The 23,481-nt window shown below is 52.0% G+C and carries 16 protein-coding genes and 1 tRNA gene; 6 read left to right on the forward strand and 11 right to left on the reverse strand.

All coding sequences use genetic code 11. The features are described 5' to 3' along the window. Window positions 1-229 precede the first annotated feature (229 nt). The 3 genes from fdhF to SYN_RS05105 all read left to right on the forward strand — a co-directional run bounded on the left by fdhF (window position 230) and on the right by SYN_RS05105 (window position 6,122). On the forward strand, window positions 230-2,929 hold the full coding sequence (gene fdhF, locus SYN_RS15740; protein WP_083756444.1) for a formate dehydrogenase subunit alpha: 2,700 nt from the start codon (window positions 230-232) through the stop codon (window positions 2,927-2,929). A gap of 13 nt (window positions 2,930-2,942) precedes the next feature. Then, on the forward strand, window positions 2,943-4,769 hold the full coding sequence (nuoF, locus tag SYN_RS05100; protein WP_049749906.1) for an NADH-quinone oxidoreductase subunit NuoF: 1,827 nt from the start codon (window positions 2,943-2,945) through the stop codon (window positions 4,767-4,769). A 117-nt stretch (window positions 4,770-4,886) separates the two neighbouring features. Beyond that, a complete protein-coding gene (locus SYN_RS05105) occupies window positions 4,887-6,122 on the forward strand; it encodes an L-lactate MFS transporter (protein ID WP_011416991.1) in 1,236 nt (411 codons plus the stop codon). A 179-nt stretch (window positions 6,123-6,301) separates the two neighbouring features. On the opposite strand, the gene SYN_RS05110 is transcribed toward SYN_RS05105, so the two are convergent. Continuing rightward, window positions 6,302-6,688: a pyridoxamine 5'-phosphate oxidase family protein gene (locus tag SYN_RS05110; protein ID WP_011416992.1), complete on the reverse strand. Its 387-nt coding sequence runs from the start codon at window positions 6,686-6,688 to the stop codon at window positions 6,302-6,304. A 490-nt stretch (window positions 6,689-7,178) separates the two neighbouring features. Between SYN_RS05110 and SYN_RS05120 the strand changes: the two genes are divergently transcribed. Then, entirely contained in the window at window positions 7,179-7,703 is a 525-nt protein-coding gene (locus tag SYN_RS05120; RefSeq protein ID WP_148202491.1) for a hypothetical protein, read from the forward strand. Here SYN_RS05120 and SYN_RS05125 read toward each other — a convergent pair. The 3 genes from SYN_RS05125 to SYN_RS05135 are packed head-to-tail and all read right to left on the reverse strand — an operon-like array spanning window position 7,690 to window position 11,049. Then, window positions 7,690-8,337 (reverse strand): MBL fold metallo-hydrolase, encoded by a 648-nt coding sequence (locus tag SYN_RS05125; protein WP_011416994.1) that lies wholly within the window; start codon window positions 8,335-8,337, stop codon window positions 7,690-7,692. The genes SYN_RS05120 and SYN_RS05125 overlap by 14 nt on opposite strands. A gap of 20 nt (window positions 8,338-8,357) precedes the next feature. Next, a complete protein-coding gene (locus SYN_RS05130; RefSeq protein ID WP_148202492.1) occupies window positions 8,358-8,864 on the reverse strand; it encodes a hypothetical protein in 507 nt (168 codons plus the stop codon). Between the two features lie 22 nt (window positions 8,865-8,886). Beyond that, window positions 8,887-11,049, reverse strand: coding sequence for a LysM peptidoglycan-binding domain-containing protein (locus SYN_RS05135; protein ID WP_083756445.1), 2,163 nt, complete (start codon window positions 11,047-11,049; stop codon window positions 8,887-8,889). Window positions 11,050-11,407: 358 nt separating this feature from the next. On the opposite strand from SYN_RS05135, the gene SYN_RS05140 reads away from it, so the two are divergent. Then, a tRNA-Arg gene (locus SYN_RS05140) sits at window positions 11,408-11,484 on the forward strand. A gap of 63 nt (window positions 11,485-11,547) precedes the next feature. Here the strand turns inward: SYN_RS05140 and SYN_RS16045 are convergent. Then, window positions 11,548-12,680, reverse strand: a protein-coding gene (locus SYN_RS16045; RefSeq protein WP_148202493.1) for an IS630 family transposase whose coding sequence is annotated in 2 segments (ribosomal slippage) — window positions 11,548-12,251 and window positions 12,251-12,680 — 1,134 coding nt in all. Because the reading frame shifts where the segments join, the coding sequence is not laid out codon by codon here. A 196-nt stretch (window positions 12,681-12,876) separates the two neighbouring features. Between SYN_RS16045 and SYN_RS05155 the strand changes: the two genes are divergently transcribed. Continuing rightward, window positions 12,877-13,233: a DUF488 domain-containing protein gene (locus tag SYN_RS05155; protein ID WP_011416998.1), complete on the forward strand. Its 357-nt coding sequence runs from the start codon at window positions 12,877-12,879 to the stop codon at window positions 13,231-13,233. A 582-nt stretch (window positions 13,234-13,815) separates the two neighbouring features. On the opposite strand, the gene SYN_RS05165 is transcribed toward SYN_RS05155, so the two are convergent. From SYN_RS05165 to SYN_RS05190, 6 genes are all read right to left on the reverse strand, one after another. Then, window positions 13,816-15,402: a PAS domain-containing sensor histidine kinase gene (locus tag SYN_RS05165; RefSeq protein ID WP_011417000.1), complete on the reverse strand. Its 1,587-nt coding sequence runs from the start codon at window positions 15,400-15,402 to the stop codon at window positions 13,816-13,818. Next, window positions 15,403-16,560, reverse strand: coding sequence for an HD domain-containing phosphohydrolase (locus SYN_RS05170; protein WP_011417001.1), 1,158 nt, complete (start codon window positions 16,558-16,560; stop codon window positions 15,403-15,405). A gap of 300 nt (window positions 16,561-16,860) precedes the next feature. Beyond that, complete coding sequence (gene hydF / locus SYN_RS05175) at window positions 16,861-18,117, reverse strand: [FeFe] hydrogenase H-cluster maturation GTPase HydF (RefSeq protein ID WP_041584758.1); 1,257 nt, start codon at window positions 18,115-18,117, stop codon at window positions 16,861-16,863. Between the two features lie 366 nt (window positions 18,118-18,483). Then, window positions 18,484-20,289, reverse strand: a complete 1,806-nt coding sequence (locus SYN_RS05180) for an NADH-dependent [FeFe] hydrogenase, group A6 (RefSeq protein ID WP_049749907.1) — start codon at window positions 20,287-20,289, stop codon at window positions 18,484-18,486. A 107-nt stretch (window positions 20,290-20,396) separates the two neighbouring features. Further along, window positions 20,397-22,220, reverse strand: coding sequence for an NADH-quinone oxidoreductase subunit NuoF (gene nuoF, locus SYN_RS05185; RefSeq protein WP_011417005.1), 1,824 nt, complete (start codon window positions 22,218-22,220; stop codon window positions 20,397-20,399). 387 nt (window positions 22,221-22,607) lie between these two features. Then, a complete protein-coding gene (locus tag SYN_RS05190; protein WP_011417007.1) occupies window positions 22,608-23,288 on the reverse strand; it encodes a DUF554 domain-containing protein in 681 nt (226 codons plus the stop codon). Window positions 23,289-23,481 lie beyond the last annotated feature (193 nt).

The following is a 23,481-nucleotide window of genomic DNA, read 5'->3' on the forward strand; positions in this document are numbered from 1 at the left end:
GTTACAGGTAAAATGCTGGTTGCAAGGAGACGAAGTTGCCGAAGAAAGACGATTCATCACAGAGTAAAACAGCCCTGATTCATGATCAGGCGACCGGTTGCTCAATGATCGACTGAATTCAGAACTTCCGGAAAAATGAGGGATGTGTCCAATTGCAAACGGATAACCATCCGGTACACTTATAACAGGCGCTTAAAGGAAACGCCATAATTCACGAAGGAGTTACCTTATGCAACAGATCAAGCTCAGTATCGACGGGAAGGAGGTTACCGGGACAGCGGGCCAGACCATACTGGAAATTGCGCTTGCCAGCGGCATTGACATTCCCACCCTGTGTTATCATCCCAAGATCAGCAAGACCGGTGCGTGCCGTCTCTGTCTGGTTCGGGTCAACAACGGCATGCTGAAGACATCCTGCACCGAACCGGCTATGGAAGGCATGTCGATTATTACGGAAGATGAGGAAATCCGGGGAATCCGCAAGGGAATCCTGGAACTGCTCCTCTCCGAAGGCGATCACAACTGCCTTTACTGCGACGCCAACGGCGCCTGTGAACTGCAAACCCTGGTAAACCGCTACGGCATTGAGCCGGTGAGCAGCGATTTTCCCCGTAATGTTCGGGTCATCGATTACGAGTCCAGCGAAGGGCTGAAGCGGAACGAAAACCGCTGTGTCCTCTGTGGGCGGTGCGTCAAGGCCTGCGGCGAGATTCAGATGTCCAATGTCTGGCAGTTCACGGATCGGGGGAGCCATGCCCATCTGACCTCCGGGATGTTCCAGACCATCGGCGATTCCAGTTGCGTGAAATGCGGGACCTGCGTGCAGCTTTGTCCCACCGGCGCCCTGACCTTTCAGACGGTGCTCGGCAGGGGGCAGAACTGGGAGCTGGAAAAGGAATCAAGCATCTGCATTTACTGCGGCGTGGGTTGCAAGATCGATTTCTGCAAGAACAAGGCCGGTCAGCTTGTCAAGGCCCTCGGCCATGACGACGGTCCCAACAACGGCCATCTCTGCGTCAAGGGACGGTTCGGGTTCGATTTCGTCCAGAGCCCCAAGAGACTGTCCAAACCCCTCATCCGGAAGAACGGGCAGCTCGAGGAAGCGAGCTGGGATGAAGCCCTGGACCTGGTTGCCTCCAGATTCAAGGAAATCAAGGAGAAAAGCGGGCCGGACGCCCTGGCGGCCCTTTCTTCCGCTAAATGCACCAACGAAGATAATTACCTCATGCAGAAATTCATGCGCGCGGCGATCGGCACCAACAATGTGGATCACTGCGCCCGGCTCTGACACAGCTCCACCGTCGCCGGTCTGGCGGCAGTGTTCGGCTCCGGAGCCATGACGAATTCCATTCGGGAAGTTCCCGTCAGTGAAGGCTATCTCCTGATCGGAACCAATACGACGGACAATCATCCCGTGATCGGGTCCATGATCAAGGCCCAGGTCGTCAACAAAGGAAAGAAACTGATCGTGGCGGATCCCCGCAGGATCGAACTGGCCAAATACGCGGACTATTTCTTCCAGATCAAGCCGGGGACAAACATCGCCATTCTCAACGGATTCATGCATGTCCTTGTTAAGGAAGGTCTTTACGACAGGAAATACGTTGCTGAGCGGTGCGAAGGATTCGATGAACTCGCAAAGACCCTGGAAAAATACACGCCTGAATATGTCGCGGAAATCTGCGGTCTGGAAAACGGGGAAGACATTCCCAAAGCCGCCCGCCTGATGGCCGCCTGCAAGCCCTTCGCGCTCTACTATGCCATGGGGATCACCCAGTTCATTTCCGGCGTGAACGGCGTCAAATCCACAGCCAACCTGCAGATGCTCATGGGCAACCTGGGGATACCCGGCGGCGGCGTCAATCCGCTGCGCGGTCAGAACAATGTCCAGGGCGCCTGCGACATGGGGGCGCTCAATGCCGTTTATCCCGCTTACCAGACTGTTGCCAGCGAAGAGAACAAGGCGAAGTTCGAGAAGGCCTGGGGCGCCTCCGGCCTCTCGATGAAACCGGGACTGACCGTGGTGGAAATGTTCAACGCGGCCATCGCCGGCCAGTTGAAGGCCGCTTATGTGATGGGGGAAAATCCTGTTGTTTCCGATCCCAATCAGCATCATATCATTGAAGGCCTGAATGCCTTGGAGTTTCTGGTCGTTCAGGACATCGTTCTCACGGAAACGGCTCAGTATGCCGATGTGGTCCTCCCTGCCTATGCCTTCCTGGAAAAAGAAGGAACGGCAACGAATACCGAACGACGCGTCCAGCCCATGCACAAGGTGGTTGCCCCGTGGGGCGAAGCCAGGGACGACTGGTGGATTATCATGCAGATTGCCAATCGGATGGGCATGAACTGGAATTACGGGAAAGCAGAGGATATCTTCGAAGAAATTCGAACGGTCACACCCTCTTATGCGGGAATCACTTACGACCGCATCGAGAAGGAACTGATTCAGTGGCCCTGCCCCACGGAAGACCATCCGGGCACGCAGGTCCTCCACAAGGATAAATTCAGCCGGGGACTCGGCCTGCTAACGGCCATAGACTATACCCCCCCGGCGGAGGAAACGGATTCGGAATATCCGCTCATTCTGACAACCGGCCGTCTGCTGGAGCATTTCCATACGGGAACCATGTCCCGGAACTCCCGGATTCTCGATGAGATCGTTCCGGAAGGGTACGTTGAACTGAATCCGAACGAGGCTTCAAACTACAATATCGCCGATGGCGAGGTCATCTCCGTATCCACGAGGCGCGGCAGCATCCGCATCAAGGCGAAAATATCGGAAAAGCCGAAAGCCGGCGTGGTCTTTATGCCCTTCCATTTCTTTGAGACCTGCGCGAATGTCCTGACGATTGACGCGCTGGATCCGGTCTGCAAGATCCCCGAATATAAGGTCTGTTCTTGCAAAATCGAAAAAATTTACCTGTAAGGAGGGGATAGCGATGATTACGACGGAAAATATCCAAGAGGTGATTAATAACCGGGGAAAGGCCAGGGAACACCTGATGGCCATTCTGCGGGATCTGGAAAATCTGTCCGGCAACCAGCAGTTGAGCCCGGAAACCCTGAACGCCGTCGCGGAGGCCATGAACCTCCCGCAGAGTACGGTGGCGGGCTTTGTCGGCTTTTATACGATGTTCAGCACCAGGCCCCGGGCGAAATTCCTGATCCGGGTCTGCAAGTCCGGCCCCTGCCATGTCATGGGGGCGAGGACGATCTTCGATTATGTAGAAAAGCACCTGGGGATCTCGCCCGGCCAGACAACGGCGGACGGACTGTTCCACCTGGAGGCTTGTGAATGCCTGGGCATCTGTTCCGTGGCTCCGGCGATGATGATCAACTACGATCTCCACGGCAACCTGACGGAAGAGCGGATTGCGACGATTCTGGACGGGTACCGGAGCAGGGAGCCCTTCTTCGGCGAGGCCTGTGGCCCCGAGGTGGAAGGAAGAGTCTGCATGCTGGATGAACCCGGACAGACCCAGAGACTGACGGAGAAAATCGGCTCGATCGATCCCCTGAGCGTGGACAGCTATCTGGAAAAGGGTGGTTATGCAGCAATAAAGAAAGCCCTGGCGGAATATCAGCCCGATGACGTGATCGCCATCGTCAAGGATTCCGGATTGCGTGGCCGCGGCGGTGCAGGATTCCCCGCAGGCGTGAAATGGTCCTTCCTGCCCAAGGGGGACATGCAGAAGTACGTCATCTGCAATGCCGACGAAGGGGAGCCGGGCACTTACAAGGACCGGATTCTCATGGAGGAAAATCCCCATGGACTCCTCGAAGGCATGATGCTCTGCGGCTATGCCACGGGCGCCACGGTCGGGTATATCTACATCCGGGGTGAATACCGCCGCTCCATCGAGCGGCTCCAGCGGGCCATCGATCAGGCCCGGGAAAAGGGCATCCTGGGGGATAACATTTTCGGGTCTTCCTTCCGCTTCGACATCTTCATCAAAGAAGGGGGCGGGGCTTATGTCTGCGGCGAGGAATCATCGCTCATGAATTCCATGGAAGGAAAACGGGGCTACCCTCGCTTCCGGCCGCCTTTCCCGGCAGGGGCCGGCTTCCTGGCGAAGCCCTCGAACGTCAACAACGTGGAAACCTATGCCTCCGTGCCGATGATTATCGAGAAGGGTGCGGCCTGGTACAAATCCGTCGGCCTGGAAACATGTACGGGAACCAAACTGTACTGTCTCTCCGGCAAGCTGAACCGGACGGGGCTGGTGGAAATGCCCATGGGAACAACCCTGCGGGAAATCATCGAAACGTTCGGGAAGGGCATCAAGAACGGAAAGACCTTCAAGTTCGCCCAGGTGGGCGGTTCCGCCGGCGGTATCCTGGGGCCGGAACTGATGGATCTGCCGCTGGACATCGATTCAACGATCAAGGCGGGGGTGACGCTGGGTTCCGGCGTGGTACTGGTCTGTGACGAAGACACCTGTCCGGTGGATTTTCTCCTCGATGTCCTCAACTTCTTCGAACATGAATCCTGCGGTCAGTGCGTCCCCTGCCGCGTGGGAACCCGCCAGCTTCATCATCTGGCCCGGAAGTTCGCCACTGGAACCGCGGTTCCGGGCGATCTGGACCTCATGGTGGAGAAGGCGAAACTGATGAAAAACTCCCTTTGTGCACTCGGGCAGTCACCCATTCTTCCCATCACGACGATGCTGAAATATTTCCGGGAAGATTTCCTCCGACACTGCGATCCCTCCTTATGCTGTCCGGAATGTGCCAACTCGCTGGCCCACTACTATCGGGGTCACTGAGATCAGGTCATAGGCAAAGGGAAAGAATTTTTTTCTTGAATTAATTTCCCTTTGCCTATAAATGGGGAAAACCTATTTTACGATGGGAATTTTATATTTTAAAGGGAGGAATAAAATTTGAGTAATGAGAATTTAGAAAGCAAGCGATGGATTATCGCTGGCGCTGCCATTGTCATGCAGCTCTGCCTGGGTACCGTCTATGCCTGGTCGGTATTCAAGAAACCCCTGATGACCGTCCATGGCTGGAGTGAGCCCAGCACCCAGGCAACCATGATGATCCTCATGGCGGTCATCGGCATTTCGGCCGCCTTCGGCGGCATGCTGGTCGACAAGAAGGGACCGAAATTCGTCGCTTCGATCGGCGGCATCCTTTTCGGCGTTGGAACCCTGATAGCAGGCTTTGCCGATCAGGTGGGGAGTCTCCCCCTGCTCTGGCTCGGCTTCGGCGTTATCGCCGGTCTGGGTAACGGGTTCGGCTACGTCACCCCCATCGCCACCCTCATCCGCTGGTTCCCTGACAAGAGAGGTCTGGTGACAGGTCTGGCCGTCATGGGATTCGGTGCCGGCGCGTTTTTCATGGGAAAAATCGCCCCCGGTATGATCCTTTCCATGGGGATGGCCAAAACCTTTTATATATGGGGAGTCATCTTCCTGATTGCGGTCACCGGTGCGGCCCAGTTCTACAAGAACCCGCCGGCGGGCTGGCTGCCCAAAGGTTATTCCCCCGCTGCTTCCGGTGGTGTTTCCGCCGCGGATTCCTTCACCTTTAATCAGGCGCTTAAAAGCCCCCAGTGGTATATGCTCTGGGCCATGCTGTTCCTGAATGTTTCCGCCGGACTGGGACTGATTTCTCAATTGTCTCCCATGGCGCAGGATGTGATTAAAAAAGCGACACCCGGAATTACTCCCGAAGCCCTGGCGGTTGCCGGTGGTTCCATTGTGGCCATTTCCGCCATCTTCAATGGATTGGGGCGCCTCTTCTGGGCCAGTATTTCCGACCTGATCGGAAGGAAAGGCGTCTTCATGATCATGTTTGCCACCCAGGCAGCCCTTTATGTCTATCTGCCGCAGGTTGCCAATGTGACGCTGTATACTGTGGCCGCCTGCTATCTTCTTGCGTGCTACGGCGGCGGTTTCGCCACTATGCCTGCTTTTGCCGCGGATTCCTTCGGACCGGCCAATATCGGCAGGATCTATGGGATGATGCTGACGGCCTGGGGTTGTGCCGGCGTGGCCGGGCCTCTCGTTTTCTCCAGCCCCGCGATTAAGCCGATCGCCCTGTATGTGGCTGCGGGACTTCTGATTGCCGGCTTTGTGATCGCCCTCAGCTACAAGAAGCCTTCGAAGGCATAATTGTAATTTTATTTTATTTTAAGGAATGTTTTGATGGAGCGCCGTTGATTACAACGGCGCTCTTTTTGATCCTGAAGGAATTTACCGGATCAGCCCATCACATCGGAAACGCCCCCTGTTTCTTTGGCAGGCTGACGCACAGGATATTTTATTTCCGGTGTCGATGGCGATTTCGGATGTTACTCCCCTTCACCGATGAGAGGCAGTTCCTTATCCAGCTTGAAGTAAACGAGAAATTTCCTGATCTCCTTATACTTTTCTACATCCGAAGGTTTTCTTCTTCTCATCAGGGACTGAATCTTTTCCAAATCCGTTTCCTCTTTCGTTCTGCTCAGGTAAAGGCGCTTTCCCTTCCATCGTTTATCTTCTTCCATAAAAAGATAAACGGCATTGGGGTTGGATTGGAGATTTGCATGGGTCAAGCGATCCGTCATGATAAAGGCAAGTTGCCCGTCCTCCATGACATGGGGCCTGCTGTATACGGCTGCATCGATTTTCCCGGCTGAGTCCGCTGTAGCCAGGATGCCGGCTCCCTTTGTTTCATCGAAATAAGTTTTTAAGTCCATAGCGTTCCATCCTTTCTTTCCTTATGAATCATTTGAATGGTTATGGATTTTGAAAGAATTCTTTCGCATGCATTCCTTTCCTAAATTTCATGAACGTTCATCCTGTTTCGTCACCATACTGCCGGATCAGACGCCACAAGCTGAAAGCGCTTCTCGATTTCAAAAAAATTCTTAACTCACTTTAAGCTGTTTCATCAAAAAGTAAAACCGTAAAATCTCTTATTTTGAATGGAGTGTTTACTTATGCATTTTCGCGGTATCCTTACCCGCCGTCATGGTATGATCAATAAGAGAACCGGTTAATCCGTTCGGATACTTTGGAGAAGACGGAGAAATAACAGGATATCCAAACCCTGCGAAGCGATTTTCGAAATGGAAGCAAGCCCTGGCCAGAACAAAGAAGCTCTGGGGCCGAACTGAAGAGATAAAATTCTTGACAGTCGCAGGCGGATGCCGTAGCAGAAAAAAAGAACAGGGAAGGGGAATGAAAATGGCCGAGATTAAAAGCACGCTGGATTTAATCATGGAAAAGACCCGGAATTTGACCATGACGGATGAAGAAAAAAAGGCCCTTCATTCACAGGAGCTCAGAGGCAGGGTCAAAGGATGGGTGCAGAAGTGCGTCGATGGGGCTATGGATATTTCGCGACTTCAGGCCGATATTGAGAGGGAAAAGGCAAAAGAGCCGGAGTTGATGTCCGATCTTATCCAGGAACTCCTTGGAAGAATCGACCCGGATGGAGAAAACGAAATCCATTTTCAGATTCTTGAAAAGGTTCTGCATCGCGATACTGCTTCGCTTCGGGACATGATAAACCGGTTCCAGGCTGAGCTTAAGGAAAAGTCCACGGAAAAGACAGCAGAGGCGAAACGCAATCTGAAACAACGGCAGATTTCCGGTTCCGCGGTGACCCCGAATCTGGAGCGTGATCCGCAGTGGAACGAGGAGCGCGGGCAGTTGAAAAACTTCTATCTCAAGCAGATACATTCCGCGTCATTTCTTAAAGATAGTTAAACCAGCAGGATTCAATCATCCGGAAATTGGCCTGGACCGCCTCCCTGCCTGCGATTACGTTGCCATGACCCGGCAGAAGATATTCCACGTCCAGTTGAGCGATTCTTCTCAGACTTTCCTTCAGCAGTTTACCGTTGCCGCCGGGAAGATCGGAACGGCCGATGCCTTGATCAAAAGCCACATCACCGGAAAAGAGCACCTTTCGTTCCGGCCAGTACAGGCAGAGCGAACCTGGAGAATGCCCCGGCGTTGAAATGACCTGAAATCTCACAGTGCCGATATCCAATTCTCCCTCCTGCAGCAGGATGTCCGGCTCAGGGATCGGGAAAGAAGGACTGGCCAGTCTGCTGAAATACCGGTATTCTTCCTGCCCCATCATGAACAAGGTTTGCCGACTGAAATCCACCGCGGCATCCAGATGATCGGAATGACCATGGGTTGCAATGACTGCGTCGATCTGTTCCGGTGAAAGATTCAGAGTCGCAAGTCCCCGTTCCACATGATTAAACAGGTGGCGATATCCCGGATCAACGAGGATTGTCTTTTCTTCATGAATCAGAAACGTGTTGCAGTTATTTTCTCTGTTGCTTTGCCAGAGAAAGGCGTACAAACCATCCTGAATCTTTATCATCATAAGCGCTGATGCTTATCCTTTCAGAACTCAATCCCCAGTTTCAGTTCGGGTTCAAAAATTTCACCGATAGATTGAAATCTTTCCCGTGAAGACAGATCGGAAAAGTCCGAAGTTAATGAGCGCATTACCTCAAAGCGGCTTTTCTCACTCATCATGGGGCCACTGATATCGTGTTCCATTATCCGATTGCGCAGAGTGGACAGGTAAAGAGCAAAAATACCCAAGTCATAAGTGGCCCAGTAATCCTCTTTTTCCTGCTTATCATGTTTTCCTTCCGGCAGGACTCGTGGCTCAAAATCTGTAGTCATTCTATCCGGGGCGAGTAGATCGGTCGGCTTGCGGAAATTGTTTTTCGGAACAGGAGCCGCAGCCGCAGGGGCCGGCGGTGTCAGTTTCGTTTGTGTTTTAAAAGGTTCTCCGTTATAAAAAATGTCCTGAGCAGAAACGGTGAAGGCCGGCAGATGCAGGCCGACTGAAATAACGACTATCGGTAGAATTCGCCGGTTCCATGCCGATATTCTCATCATGTCCCTCTTGTTTCTTCACCTCTTAGAAAAAGGATGAATCCCCGGGAAGCTTCAAGGGCTGATTGGCATACAAAGGATCGGTCAGCTTCATGTTATTCAGTGAGAGCAGGACATCGATCCGCGTTTTATACTTGCGGGCGATCGTATCCAGGGTATCGCCCCGTTTCACTTTGTAGGTAATCAGTTCGCCTTTCTTCTTTCCGGCGACGGGTCTTGCCACGGACGATAGAGTTTTCGTCTCTTTTAATTCTTTGCTCGACGCTGATTCGGGAAGCCTGATTTTCGTTCCCGCGAGCAACTTGTCGGTTCTCTTCATGGAATTGAGCTCCATAAGAGCGGACAGAGTCGTATTATGCTCCCGGGCGATGGAATCGAGGCTGTCGCCTTTTTTGACTTCATAAGAGGACACAGAGGCAACCCGTGACGATGACCTGACAGCCTGAGAATTTTTTGCGATTCTCCTTGTGATGTTGCCGGCTCCATCCTCCCCGCCACGATTGACGGTCTCGTCACCCTTCACTTTTATCGCAGCGCCTGCGAAGAGAGGATCTTTCATCGTCATTCCATTTATTTTGAGAAGATTTGCAAGCGAAGTCCCATATTGACGCGCTATGGCATCCAGGGTTTCTCCCCGCCGCACTTTATGGAAGGAAGGCCGGTCCTTTTCCTTTTCCGGTATCCGGGGTGAGACAGGATTTCTATTCGCTGCCGTCCTTTCATTCTCAGAAGTTTCGGCGTTGGCTAATTTTGCGATCTTCAGCTTCTTTCCCGCCAGAAGAGGGTCCTGAATCCGGATGGTGTTTAATCGGGCCAGATCGGCAAGGGGGATATCATATCGGAGGGCTATTTTCTGCAGGGTTTCTCCTCTTTTTACCTTATGAAAAAGGATGGTGGGGGGATTTTCATCCTTTGATTCATGGAGGGATACTTTTTTGCTCACCGGTGCTAGCGGACTTTGAAAGGGTTCAGCCTTTTTTGTATCGCGTTCATTGCGGACCAGAACGGCTGGTGTTATGGATGGCGTCAGCGGGATGGAGGGTTCGAAATTGCAGATGGCTTTTCCCATGGCCTCTGCAATTCTCAACTGAAAAGCATAATCTTTTAACAATTCCTCTTCTTCCGAATTGGATATGTATGCTGTTTCTACAAGAACGGATGGAATTTCAGGAAGTTTCAAAACCCGGAAATCAGCTTCCTGGACTGCCCTGAATTTCACATGGCCCACCCCTCCCAGACTATCCAACAGGACCGTTCCAAAATTCCTGGATAAATTCAATGTGTTCGTCTGGCACATGTTGAGAATGATAGGGTCGGATGCTTCACTGGATTCCCCATTGGGAGAACCGCCGATGAGGTCGGCGAGGTTTTCCTTGCTCGCTATAATCCTTGCAGCCACACTGCTGGCCCCGCCCAGGGAGAGACAATAAACCGAACTGCCCCTTGCCTCCCGGTTCGGTGCGGCATCGGCGTGCACACTGATAAACATGGCCGCGCCGTATTCTCTTGCAATCTGCATCCTTTTCTTGAATGGGACGTAATAGTCTCCTTCCCGCGTCAGAAAAGCACGATATCCCTGTTGCTGATTCAAGAAAGCCTTGAGCTTCCTGCTGATTTCCAGAACAACGTCTTTTTCGTAAGTTCCCCCATTGCCAACAGCCCCAGGATCGTCACCGCCATGTCCGGGATCGATAACGATTATTCTATGCCTCTGCTGCACCCTGGCCTGAGCTCTCTCCTCGACTTCCTTTTTTTCGACATCTGGAAATTTAATATCGATAACGATACGATAAGGCTTGTCTTCCACCTTTTTTAAATTGAAAACCGTGGTTTCCACTTTCTCATCAAGGAAAAAATCCACTTTGTATCTGCGGCTGCCGACGGGCTCATGCAGAATTTTCTCAATACCTCTTTTTTTCAGGAGCATCGCATTGGGAATGGATTCCTGCATGTCGCAGTTTCTGAAATAAAGGGACAGCACCTGGCCTTCCTTTACAACCTGATAGCGGGCTGCCTCACGAGTATCGATGACTATTCGGGTATGATCCGGCGCGACCCAATGACGGATATTCAGGATTCTGTTGGCGGCCAGGGAATTGGACGGCAGACAGAAAATACATATCAGCCCCAGCCAGACCATTAAAACCATTAACTTATGTGTAGTGAAAATTTTTACTGGACTCGTCATCACACCCCCAATCAATTCAGCAAACTGTTCAAATACCGAAACAGGATTCAGGATTCCTGAATGAAAATAGTTTGTTATTAAATAGATACGCTTCCGGGCACTTCTTGTACATATAATGGATAAGTCACCAATAATCGGTGAATCTAACAGAATTGATCCTTGACTTCAACCATTACCTAAAAGAGTCTTCATATTTACTTCTTTTACCTGTGATCTTACCGCGTGTTACCCGATGAGGAACCCGTCCCTGATAAAATATGACCTTGACAGATTACAGGAAAAATGCCAAAAAGTGCCCTTCCAAATTGCCCATCTTTATCAGATGGCAGATTTTCTGTTTCAAATAACCAACCCACAGGGGCGATTAGCTCAGTAGGATAGAGCGTTGGTCTCCGGAACCAAAGGCCGCGCGTTCGAATCGCGCATCGCCCACCAATAAAAACAAGGGGTTAGGCAAATTGCTTAGCCCATCGTTTTTTGTCTAGTACCACGTAACTTCTATAAATTCGGATAAAGACGTTTCAGCTTGATCCGAGCGTCTGAGGTAGTAAATTGCCAATCAATTATTTTGGAGCTGTTGTTTCGGTCTCTTTCCCATGCATCCACTTCGGCCTGCATGGTTTCCATGTCGGCGATCCGTCGATCAAGGCATTGACCATTCAGAACGCTGAGTTCAATTTCTGCCATGTTGAGCCAGCTTCCATGCTTCGGCGTATAATGGATGTCAAGCCGTTCCGCCAGGCGTCTGGCCTCCTTGGGCTCAAATGTTTCATAGAGTGAGGCGATATTGTGCGTATTCAAATTGTCCATAACCAGTCGCACTTTGATTGCGTCAGGATAGCGTTCATCAAGCATCTGTTTGATCTGCAACGCCCAATCCTTCCTGGTGCGGCGTTCCGTCACCGCCACATGTCTTTTGCCCGCCAACGGTTCCACTTCCATGAATATTTCTGCGACGCCGTTTCTGACGTATTCGTCGTCAACGCGCACCGGTTGTCCCGGTTTGCACGGTATCGGCTCACGGACTTCTCCGATCATTTGCTTGCAAGACTCGTCCATGCATACCACCGGATAATCAGCATCATATGGCAGATGGTAGACTTCCAAAAGATCCTCCATCGCGGCTACAAATGCTGCGCTTCCTTTCGGCGGGATTTTCCAGTACTTGCTGAGGTGAGGTCTAAGTTCGTTTTTTTTAAAATCCGCTGCACAGTCATATGCGATATGGATGGAGCGATGTTCAGCTCGACAACCTTATCGGCAAGAAGTCTGACTGTCCATCGTTGGTGTCCCTCGGGAGCCTCTGAGCAAGCCAAGGCGATCAGCCTTGCTTCAAATGCACCGTCAAACAAGATTTCTCTTGGCGGTTTTTCCCGTGGTTTGCGCTCCATCGCAGATTCAAGGCCATCCGTTACAAACCGCTTTTTTAAATGTTCAATCGTGCGGCTTGTTATTCCAAGCGCCTTTGCAATGTCGGCAACATTCCATGCCGGCCCATCAATTCCGGCGTCACAAAGCAATAAAGCCCGGGCATGTATAACTCTTCTCGCGTGTGTTTTTCCACGTCGTGTTAATGCCTCCAATTCTTTACGCTCATCCTGGGTCAATGTTACTCGATATCTTAGTGACATGGCGACCTCCTTTATCATGGTGTCACCAGTGTATCACACTTTATACAAAAGCGAACTATAATATGTTACGTGGTACTAGGTTTGTCCCCGCTTTGATTAAGAATTCCAGCGTCCTTGGATTGACTTATAGAGGTTATTAAGGCAAAATCAGTGAACTGCCTTGACACTATCCTATCGTGATTAATTTTGTTGAATTATGAAAATATTTATCAAACGCGTTTATGATCAGCCAAATCCGAAAGATGGTTTGAGGATATTGGTAGATAGGCTTTGGCCGAGAGGGATCTCGAAAGAGGAAGCAAAGATCGATGTCTGGCTCAAATCTACAGCGCCTTCCAATGAGCTTCGTAAATGGTTTCAGCATGATGTTAAAAAGTGGCCGGAGTTCAAGAAAAGGTATTTCGCTGAACTTGAGGCTGACACGGAAGCCGTAAATGAGCTGCTGAGTTATGTCAAAAAGAGCGAAGTAACTCTTCTATTTGCGGCCAAAGAATCAGATCATAATAATGCAGTGGCTTTGAAAGAATATATAAACTCAATTTTGTCGAAGTAGGTTGGACAGCCCATATAACAAGTCGTTCAAGCGGCTGGCGTTATACGCCGAAGCTTATTGTCACGGCACTGAAATATGGCAGTTTGAGATTCAGGACGCAAGTTATTCGTCTTCGCAGACAGAGGATAAGGAACAAGGTCTTGGCGGAAGGACTGGCATAAGCATCGGCCGAGCCGGTAAAATTCGGTAAAGCGACTTCAGGGGGAGAGGGGCAGCAAAGCTATCATGCTTGGAGGCGAGGCCGATGACCGGGAGATAAACGAACACGTGCGACAGAGGAGGAGAATCAGCTTAAGCGGTCTTTGATCGATAAAATCCCGGCTTGGATGAAGCTTCCTTTTGCCCTGGGGATGCGAGATGCGTTTAAAATGTTGATCAAACAAAGTCTTGCCATGGATATGTTCATCCGGACAGTTGAGGAATAGCTGAACAGGTGGGGTTTTACCCCGGAGGGTTTTAATCAGGGAGCGACGGGAGAAGGGGATTGAAAGGCAGGCAAAGCAGAATTGTCCCTGAACATCAAAGCGCTGATTCTGCAGAAAAATCAGCATATGTGGTACCGCCGGAGTCATGCGTTTGAAATTAATATCCTTCCAGGGGGAGGCGAATATGGAACGTGGTTCCCTTTCCGACCTGTGATTCAAAATAGATCCGGCCGCCGTGTTTGCGCACGATGATATTACGGGCGATGGCCAGCCCCTGTCCCGTACCCTTTCCCACCTCCTTGGTCGTAAAAAACGGGTCGAAGATTTTCGACTGGATCTCAGGGGGAATCCCTGTCCCCGTGTCGCGGATGCAGACCTCCACTTTATCGCCGGTTCTGTGCGTTGACACTTCGATTTCACCTTTTACGTCCGGCTCATTCTGCAATCTGGCCTGGATGGCGTGAGCCGCATTGATGAGCAGGTTCAGGATTACCTGATTCAAGTCTGCGGGATATCCTCTTACCGGGGGCAGATCCTGGGCGAGCGAAGTCGTCAGTTCCGTGGTATATTTCCATTCGTTTCGAGTTAAAATGATCGTGGATTCGATAGCCTTGTTGAGGTCAAAATTCGTCTTTTCCGCTCCTCCGGGATGGGAGAACTCTCGCATAGCCTGGACGATATGGCTCATCCGCTGAATCCCGTCGAGTGCCTGTTCAATGGCATGGGGGATTTCCTCCCGGAGATAATCCAGATCCATGGCATCCGCTTTTTCAAGAATCCGGTTTCGCAGGGCGGCACACTCGGCAGGATTCGCCGTATCCAGGCTTTTAAAATCATCATGCAGTGCAAGGAGGGGGAAAATATCCTGGAAGGCGTCGTTCATAAAATGAATGTTGTCGCCGACAAACTGAATGGGGGTATTGATCTCGTGGGCGATTCCCGCCGCCAGCAGACCCACCGATTCCAGCTTCTGGGATTGAAAATCATGCATCTCCCTCTGTCGCTTTTCCGTGATATCCATGGAATTTCCCAGGATTGCCGGCTTTCCTTCATATGTGATAGAGGTGACGGTTTCCATAATCCACCGTATCTCACCATCCTTGGTCACGATCCTGAACTCGTAAGGGGTCGTTCTCTTGCCTTTCAGCATGTCCCCGGCATTTTTATTTTCCTCTTCCTTGTCCCGGGGATGAACCAGTATGTCCGTGCTCCGGCCCAGCAGCTCTGTCCGGGTGTAGCCCCCATAGGATGCGGCGTTGCTGTTGATGAAACGAAATCTGCCGTCCTGAACCACATAAACCCCGGCGTAGGAATGTTCGGCAAGGATACGATAGATCGATTCCCGTTCCCTGACCATCTCTTCCGCTCTTTTCCTCTCGGTGATATCCATCATAACGTGGACCATTCCCTGGGGGAGCAAGCCTCCGCCGATGGGATTGCTGGTGATGAGAAAATCTCCAGAAATTCCAGGGATGTGGACTTCACGGACACCTTCGGCAAAAGGATCGACTTCAGGGAGTTCGCTGCCGAAGAAAAGGACATTAATGGGTTGCCCGATAATCTTCCGATAGGACATGCCCAGCCGGACGATGACGGCACGGTTGCAGCGAACCACTCTTTTTCCGGCATCCGTGACTAAAGTCAGCTCCGAGAGGGTGTCAAATATCGTTTCCCATCCCCTGGAATTCTGCATGAAGAGTTCCGCTTCCAGTTCAAAGGAAGGCTTGTTCGGAATATCAGACATTTATTGACTCTCTTCTTCTGCGTAAACGGGCATCAGGACACGGACGGTTTCCGCTCCCGTCTGGCGGATAAGAAAATTCTTGAGACGCTGGCATGTAGATTCGTTGACTTCATATCCTTTAGGGACAACCAATATCCCATGTGTATTCCGAATGTCCGCATCGATGATCATGCCCTCGCGGAGGTCATCGATCCGGATGTTGCGGACTCCCTGATCTCTCCGGGGTAAATCCAGAATGGCAAGCATATTCAGCAGGGTGCGATCATAAAGGCCGATCCGTTCTGACATGATCCTGATGGCTTCTTCCGGCTCATAATTTCGGATCAGGAGGATGTCAAAGTCCGTAAGCACCTTGAGAAGATTTGCCCCGATGCGAACAGCTTCGTGGAAATCGCCGTTTTTGAAAGCCGTGGGCTCGGAACAGGGGGTGTTCTGCCGGTTGATCATCAATGCGACCGCAGACAGGCGGGGGATGTTGGCCAGCAGCATTCCCGCCGTTTCAGGTACGGCGTCGATCATTTCCTGTTCACGACCCGTCAGCTTCTCCCCGATAAGATGTTTCGTGATTGTTTCGGGCGGGATATTGACAAATCCGATGGAAGACAGCAACGCGGCGATTTCGTACTGCCACGAGTCGGGAAACTCCAGCCTGGCGACGATCTGGGCTGCGTATTTCCTCAGGCGCGTGGCTTGGCTGAAAGCGGCGGGGGCGGACAGGGACAGAATGTCTACAAGGACCTTGATGCTGCCTTTGAGTGTTTTTTCAAGCAGTTCCTTTTCTGCCGTAATCAGACGATACTGATCCAGTGCCGCGTCGAGAGCAACCGTTAAATTTTCCAGGGAGCAGGGTTTAGTGAGGAAGCGGAAAATTGCCCCCTCGTTGATGGCATTGATGGCGGTCTTCTGGTCCGCGTACCCGGTAAGCATGATGCGGATGCTATCCGGAGCGACACGGCGGACCTGGGTCAGAAATTCAATTCCATTCATTTCCGGCATGCGCATGTCTGATACAACCACAGCAAAGGGACCGTCCGACTGAATCAGCTGCAGACCCTTTTCCCCACCGTCCGCCGTGTGGATAGCATACTTCCTGCGAAGCTGGCGCTTCAATCCATCCAGTACAAATTGTTCATCATCCACCAACAGAATTTTTTCCATAATCCTCGCCCTTCCTCATTCCATTATCCTGGGATGTCTGATGTGTTCAAGCAATAGAGGTGCCATGGGATATCGCGCAGCACAGCCTGGTTAAAGGGATAGGGGTGAACGGTCGTCCCAACACGAGGATATAAGGCAGACTGGAACGGCTGCCTTCTGAACAAGCTCGATAAATTTGCTTTATCGCAAATCGTACCAAAAAGGCCTTGGTCGCTGAATGAGGAGAACGTCTTGAAGGTTTATGTTGACGTGATTTGGGGGATGTTTATGGAAAGGGATTTCGATCAGCAAGTCGCCGTGTTACTGCAACTGATGCTCTTTCATCTTCCGGTCGAAGGCGAGAAGAGCGGAAGGAAAGGGGGAGAGGGTCCGGCGAACAATGCCTTGGGTGAAGGAAATCGCCAGACCATAGTTGGTGATCGGGACACCGGCTTCCCGGGCCTGCTGCATCCGGCTGAGCATTTCCCGCCGAGTCAGCATGCAGGCGCCGCAGTGGATGATCAGTTTGTAATCCTGGAGGTTATCCGGATAATTCCTTCCTGCGGAAACGTCCGTTTGAATGTCTCCTCCCACATACTGCTTCAGCCAGCGGGGGATCTTTACCCGACCGATGTCATCCTGCAGAGGGTGATGGGAACAGGCCTCGGCAATGAGCACCCGATCCCCGGATTGCAGGGCTTCAATGTGCGCAGCCCCCTCGGCTGCCGTGACGAGATCCCCTTTCTGGCGTGCGAAAAGGATGGAAAAGGTGGTCAGGGGGATTTCCGGGGACACATCGGCGGAAACCTTGAGAACAGCCTGAGAATCGCAGACAACGACATCCGGCGTCCGTTTCAGCAGGGACAGGGTGGCCGGCAGTTCTCTATCCTTGACGATAACGACGGCTGCGTCGTTGTCCAGCGCATCGCGGATCGTCTGAACCTGGGGAAGGATCAGACGGCCTTTCGGTGCCTGCAAATCAATGGGAACAACCAGAACGGCAAGCCCTCCGGGAGGCATAAGATCTCCCACCAGGGGCGGAGGCTGCACGAAATCGTTGGGGACGATTTCCAGAAGCTGCCGCTTCAGGATGTCCAGAAAGGAATCGCGCTTTTGGGCATCGATAGTGGATACGGGTATGATGTGAAGCGTTTTTGCCTGCACGTCGCGAAGGAATTGTCCTGATGGACGATGGAGATCGATTTTGTTGATAGCCACGATGACGGGGGTCTTCCGTCTGTTCATTTCAGCCAGGACTTCTTCTTCATAAGTTCCCCAGAAGTCTGGCTCCGTGACCAGAATGGCGACATCCGCACGGTCAAAAATCTTCTCCGTTTTTTTCAGTCGCAGTGAGGAAAGTTTCGAGACGTCATCCAGTCCCGCCGTATCGAGAAAGAGAACGGGTCCCAGGGGCAGAAGTTCCATGGCCTTTTCCACGACATCCGTCGTGGTTCCCGCCACAGGAGAAGTAATGGCGATATCCTGACCGGTAATCATGTTCAAGATGCTGGATTTACCGACGTTGGTGCGCCCCAGGAGGGCTATGTGCAGGCGGTTTCCCTTAGGTGTGGCATCCATATTCATTGATCCTTGATACCAAGATTGCCTGCATCCAAGATCACAGGGAAGCAGGAAGAAGGCGATGCAGCCGTACCGATAATCCGTCGAGGTGTCGACGACGAAGCCGGCACAGTCAGCAGAATGAAGACGACTTGGTATAAAATAACCTGACCTGTATCAAAAGAAAGGGGATACAGCAATGGCGGAAAAAGAGAAAAGCATTTCTTCACCATAAAAATCGTATTGCTGCTGCATCCAAAAGCAGGGGGCAGGCCGATAAGGTCTGCCCCCTATGTTATTGGTTAAATGACTGTTTCAGTAACGAGGGATAGGATCAAAGCGCCTCGCGGACTGCTCTCCCGGCATGAAAATCATAGCCGGTTCTCAGTCCTTTTCACACATCGCCTCAACGGTTTCCTTTTCACCGGCCGGCGATGCGTCCAGATGCGGCAACGACTGACCCCGCTGGACATAATGGGTGTGCAGGAGCTCATGGGATTTGTGTCCCAGCGGTTCCTTGAGGAATTTCTCGTAAACCGCCTTGACGGGAGGGCTCTGATGGGACTGACGGTATTGCTGCACTTCACCGTCATCCCGATAGAGGGCTCCCGCCCGCAACATGCGGATTTCATCCGTCGTCGGGATGGGCTCACCGCCGCCGGCAACGCAGCCGCCAGGACAGCACATGACTTCGATGAAGGCATATTCCGACTTGCCGGCCCTTATTTCATCGAGGAGCTTGCGGGCATTTCCCAGTCCGTGAGCGACGGCGACCTTGACGTCACCCAGGGCGCCGACGGGAACGGCTGCCGCCTTGACTCCTTCAAGACCGCGGACAGGCATAATATTCAGATCGCTGAGCTCTTCTCCGGTAACGACGGCGTAAACGGTGCGCAGTGCGGCTTCCATCACGCCGCCTGTCGCGCCGAATATCGTGGCCGCGCCGGTGTATTCGCCCATGGGATCGTCATATTTTTCATCGGGCAGATTGACGAAATCGATGCCGGCCTCCTTGATCATCCGGGCCAGCTCGCGAGTCGTCAGCACGACGTCCACATCCTGATATCCGCTGCTCTTCATCTCCGGCCTCTGTGCCTCGTATTTCTTGGCCGTGCAGGGCATGATGGACACGGAGAAAATGTTTGCGGGATCGATTCCGGAAACCTGGGCATAATAGGTTTTTGCCAGGGCGCCGAACATCTGCTGGGGTGATTTGCAGGTGGACAGATGTCCCAGAAGATCCGGATAGAAGTGTTCGCAGAACTTGATCCAGCCGGGGCTGCAGGAAGTGATCATGGGAAGGGTGCCTCCTTCCTTGACCCGCTTCAGGAGCTCGTTCCCCTCCTCGATGATGGTGAGGTCGGCGGTAAAGTTAGTATCAAAAACCTTGTCGAATCCCAGGCGACGGAGTGCGGCGATCATTTTCCCGGTGACCAGGGAGCCGGGAGGCATTCCAAATTCCTCACCCAGGGCGGCGCGGATGGCCGGCGCTTCCTGGACGACGACATGCCTGGTCGGATCCTGAAGGGCTTTCCATACTTCGTCCACCTGATCCTTCTCATAAAGCGCGCCCACCGGGCAGGCCATGACACACTGACCGCAATTGACGCAGTTGGTTTCGTTCAGAGGCAGATTGAAAGCAGGAGAAACCGTGGATTCATAACCACGGTTCATGGGGCTCAGAGCGGCCACGGTCTGAATGGATTCGCAGACGGTGACGCACCGGCGGCAGTTGATGCATTTGCTGCTGTCGCGCACGATCGCCGGGCTGGAAGTGTCCAGTTCGCGGTCTCTGTCGAATTCTTCCGAATCGTAACGGATATTCTTGACGCCGACCATTTCAGCGACTTTCTGCAGCTCACAGTTTCCGTTACGGACACAGAAATTGCACTCCTGAGGATGGCTGGCCAGGATCAGTTCGACAATCATTTTTCGTGCCTGTCGAACTTTGTCCGAATTGGTAAAAACCTTCATGCCGTTCTGCGCGGGATAGGCACAGGACGCGGCCAGGCTCGGCATGCCTTCCACTTCGACCACGCAGACCCTGCAGGCTCCCGGGGTGTGATCCTTGTCGAACCAGGCGCAAAGCGTGGGAATGTTGACGCCTGCCTTCTGTGCCGCCTGATACAGGGTGGCGCCGGCTTCTACTTCTACATCGATATTGTTTACCGTCAGGTTTATTGAAGACATATGTTCCTCCATTGGTTATTTCTGTTTCAACGAAACGAGCACAGCTCGGAAAATTATTGTTCAGTTGATATCCAGTTTGGCCTTCTGCTTTCGGATGCCGTTATTTTTTATAAATAATAGGCTTGCAGAGACGCATCGCACTGGGGACATTCGTAATCAGGATCACAGTGTTTGACGAATTCTTCCCGGAAATTACGGATCATCGTTTCAATAGGCAGAATCGGAGACTGACCGAGGGCGCACAATGAAGCCAGTTTCATCATCTTTGCGGTGTCGATCATCAATTGGATGTCTTTTTCTTCGGCCTCTCTCATAGCGAATTTCTGGGCCACATAGTGGAGCTGGGAAGTGCCCAGTTTGCAGGGAATGCACTGGCCGCAGGATTCATGTTCAAAGAAGTTCAGTACATTGAGCAGGAAGTCGACGGCGCAGGTTTCCTGATCACAGACCAGAACGACGCCGGAGCCGAGGGTGACCCCTGCCTTGATGGTGGAATCGATATCCAGAGGGAGATCCATCAGATCCGCACCCAGGATGCCGCCGGCTGCCCCGCCAACCTGGGCGAATTTGAAGGACGAACCACTCTTCATGCCGCCGCCGAAGGTATCGATCATCTGCCGCAGAGTCGCGCCCATGGGGAGTTCCACAAGGCCCGTCTGGTTGACCTTGCCGGAGAGGCAATACAATTTTGTTCCGGCACAGGTTGCCGTCCCTACAGATTTAAACCAGTCGGCGCCTCTGGCGACGATCATTGGAATGGAGGAGAGGGTTTCGACGTTGTTCACGTTGGAGGGCATTCCCATGAATCCGGCGGCCGCTGGGAATGGGGGACGCACGCGCGGATAGCCCCTTTTCCCTTCCATGGAGTTGATCAGGGAGGTTTCCTCGCCGCACACATAAGCTCCGCCGCCTTCCTTGACAAAGATGTCGAAATCGAAGTTCGAACCGAAGATCTTTTTCCCGAGGAACCCTTTTGCCCGGGCCTGGTCGATGGCTGACTGCAGACGTTCGATGGAGCGCCGGTATTCACCTCTTACGTAAATGTAGCCCAGCGTCGCGCCGATGGCATACCCGCACAGAAGCATGCCCTCGATTAACTGCTGGGGATTTTCTTCCATCAGAACGCGGTCCTTGAATGTTCCCGGTTCGCCTTCGTCGGCGTTGCAGATCACGTATTTCTGCATCTCTCCTTTCGGGACAAAGGACCATTTCACTCCTACGGGGAACCCGGCGCCGCCGCGGCCTCTGAGGCCGGAATCCTTGACGATGCCGATGACCTGCTCGGGTGAGTATTCGGCAAAAGCCTTGCGGGCCGCTTCGTAACCGCCGTTCTGGAGATAGCTTTCGATGCTGGCGGGATCCACCTTGCCGACGTTTTCCAGAAGGCGTCTGGTCTGCTGGCTGTTGTTGATGATAACCGCCCGACCTTCAATCCCGGGGCCGTATTCCGCCTTAAAGGCGGGTTCCCTGGCCGAGTAACTGTCCAGGATTTCCTTGATATTGCTTTCCGACAGGTTTCCATGCATATCATAATTGACCATCATGGCCGGAGCTGCAGAACAGAGCCCGAGACATTCACACTCTTCAAGATGGAAAAGGCCGTCCGCGGTGGTTTCTCCCGCCCTGATGCCCAGATGATTTTCAATGACATCAAAGATTGTACGGGCTCCCATGACATGACAGGGTCCCGATTTGCAGACCCGGATAATAAATTTGGCGCGGGGTTCAGTGCTGAACATCGTGTAGAAACTGGTGAATCCCGAAATGGCGCTTTGCGGCAGATCCATCTTCATGGCCAGTGTGTTCAGAACGGAAACATCCAGCACATTCCGGCCGGAAAGGTTTTCCAGATCTCGGAGTATTGCCATGAGATGCTCGCGGGCATTGCCTCTTGCCGCAATTACATTTTCGATATCCTGTACTGTAATCATCTTCCACTGTCTCCTTTACGTTATGTAACTTCCAAAATCAAAACATCAGACAACTCGTGCTGATGAAACAACCTGATTTAAAAAGCATAGCAGACGATATGCTTCAATTGTGCGAGGGTAAACAGGAAATCATTGCCGCAAAAAGAAGAAATTATTATTTTGTTTTGATAAGGATTAACGGGATAAAACATAAACATTTCACTGCGACGGGGTATGAGGCATCAATTGATTTTTAAATGTGTGCCTTTTTTCATAAGTTCTTAAAAAAGTCAATAAAATATAACATATAGATACATTGTAACTGTATATTGATTACATGCAGATTAAAGATTGGCGTATTGATTGAGCCAGGTTCTGATGATTTTGAAAGAAAATGGAGGGGGTATTCTAAGAGATAAAAAAGTACGCCCACAAAACGGCGTAGAACAGGGCGGGAATAAAGTTGCCGATGCGGATTCTGGTCATCTCCAGGATGTTGGTACCGATGGCCATGATGATCACCCCCCCGGTGGCTGTAATGGCAGTCAGAATTGCGGGTTTCTGCAGAAAGAGAAGCGATGAGGCGAGCAGGGTTATGCTTCCCTGGAAAACGAAGACGGAAAGAGCGGAAAAGAGGACTCCGATACCCAGGGTGGCTGAGAAGGCGATGGCGGAAATGCCATCGAGAAGGGATTTGAAGTACAGCGTTCTCGCATCTCCGATCGTACCATCCTGTATAGAGCCGACAATAGCCATGGCGCCGGTTACATAGAGAAGGGAAGCGGATACAAAGCCCTGAACAAAAGTTGAGGATGTGGAACGGAAACGGGTTTTCAGCCATTCCCCCAGAGCTTCGACCCTCTGCTCGATCTTGAGAAGTTCTCCCGTGATCCCTCCTGCAAGCAGGCAGGCGGTGACAATCAGAACATCCTTTGCCGTGAAGGCCATTTGCAGGCCGAGGAGAATCACGGCGAGGCCGATCGCCTGCATGACGATCGTCTTGAATCGTTCGTGAAGCCGTTTACCGAGAACTAACCCCACCAGACTACCGGCAATTATGGCCCCCGTGTTTGCAAAGGTTCCTGTCACGTTCAGTTCCTCCGATCTTATAACTGTTCCAAGCTTTCCGGGGCTATCTGTAACGAAAGATTTCCATCCGTGTCAAGATGAATCTCCTGAAGCGAACATCATAGGAAGCGCAATCGCCGGCCGGAGGAGTGGATTTCTGAAAATTCATCTTTTTCGGAAGAGTCCTTTATGCTAATGAAGAACGCCTTCTTGA

Origin of the sequence: Syntrophus aciditrophicus SB, from assembly GCF_000013405.1 — a bacterium.
Classification (GTDB): domain Bacteria; phylum Desulfobacterota; class Syntrophia; order Syntrophales; family Syntrophaceae; genus Syntrophus; species Syntrophus aciditrophicus.

Coding starts and splice junctions, on each gene's coding strand:
- nuoF (WP_011417005.1), bottom strand. CDS start 22,220: ATGATTACAGTACAGGATATCGAAAATGTAATTGCGGCAAGAGGCAAT.
- SYN_RS05110 (WP_011416992.1), bottom strand. CDS start 6,688: ATGGACTTAAAAACTTATTTCGATGAAACAAAGGGAGCCGGCATCCTG.
- nuoF (WP_049749906.1), top strand. CDS start 2,943: ATGATTACGACGGAAAATATCCAAGAGGTGATTAATAACCGGGGAAAG.
- SYN_RS05120 (WP_148202491.1), top strand. CDS start 7,179: ATGGCCGAGATTAAAAGCACGCTGGATTTAATCATGGAAAAGACCCGG.
- SYN_RS05135 (WP_083756445.1), bottom strand. CDS start 11,049: ATGACGAGTCCAGTAAAAATTTTCACTACACATAAGTTAATGGTTTTA.
- SYN_RS05170 (WP_011417001.1), bottom strand. CDS start 16,560: ATGGAAAAAATTCTGTTGGTGGATGATGAACAATTTGTACTGGATGGA.
- SYN_RS05130 (WP_148202492.1), bottom strand. CDS start 8,864: ATGATGAGAATATCGGCATGGAACCGGCGAATTCTACCGATAGTCGTT.
- SYN_RS05180 (WP_049749907.1), bottom strand. CDS start 20,289: ATGTCTTCAATAAACCTGACGGTAAACAATATCGATGTAGAAGTAGAA.
- hydF (WP_041584758.1), bottom strand. CDS start 18,117: ATGGATGCCACACCTAAGGGAAACCGCCTGCACATAGCCCTCCTGGGG.
- SYN_RS05155 (WP_011416998.1), top strand. CDS start 12,877: ATGAAAATATTTATCAAACGCGTTTATGATCAGCCAAATCCGAAAGAT.
- SYN_RS05125 (WP_011416994.1), bottom strand. CDS start 8,337: ATGATGATAAAGATTCAGGATGGTTTGTACGCCTTTCTCTGGCAAAGC.
- SYN_RS05165 (WP_011417000.1), bottom strand. CDS start 15,402: ATGTCTGATATTCCGAACAAGCCTTCCTTTGAACTGGAAGCGGAACTC.